General features: G+C 40.7%; 2 protein-coding genes. Both read left to right on the top strand.

Translation table 11 applies throughout. The features are described 5' to 3' along the window. On the top strand, window positions 1–327 hold a 327-nt coding region (locus AB4486_RS24080; RefSeq protein WP_372119133.1), incomplete at its 5' end, for a MarR family transcriptional regulator. Window positions 328–339: 12 nt separating this feature from the next. After that, window positions 340–583 (top strand): biotin/lipoyl-binding protein (locus tag AB4486_RS24085; protein WP_372119136.1); only part of this gene is annotated, 244 nt, incomplete at its 3' end.

The raw sequence follows: 583 nt of genomic DNA on the forward strand, positions 1-583 counted from the left end.
CTGTGGCGATTAGGCGACAACCTCAGTCAAAAAGTATTAGCCAATGCCTTAGAAATTGAACTGGCCTCTTTAATGCGCACCTTAGCCCAATTAGAACAGCAAGGGCTCATTGAACGCCACTGTTGCCCCCATGATAAACGCGCCAGACTTGTCAATTTGACTCCTGCTGGACTCGATTTAATAACGAAAGTTGAAGTAACAATTATCAATATCCGTAGCCAATTGCTCTTAGGCATAAACGCTGAAGAACTTACTGAGTTTGAAAGAGTAATTAATCTGATTGGTAATAATGCGTTAACCAAATTAGCTAAAATGACAGACAAGTAAGTGAATACAAATATGACACCAGATCAACAATTTTCGCGGCTAACAAAAATTGCCTTAGCAGGCTTTATGCTGGTATTTGGTTACTTTATGTTTGCTGATGCGACTATGCCATTAACGCCGCAGGCTATGGCAACTCGGGTTGTGACTAAGGTTACCCCACAAGTTAATGGCCGCATTAAAACTATTGCTGTCACTAATAACCAAGTTGTTAGCAAGGGTGAATTACTGTTTGAAGTAGATCCTAGACCGTATAAGT

Origin of the sequence: Vibrio sp. 10N.222.55.C6 (assembly GCF_041473395.1) — a bacterium.
Lineage (GTDB): Bacteria > Pseudomonadota > Gammaproteobacteria > Enterobacterales > Vibrionaceae > Vibrio > Vibrio crassostreae_C.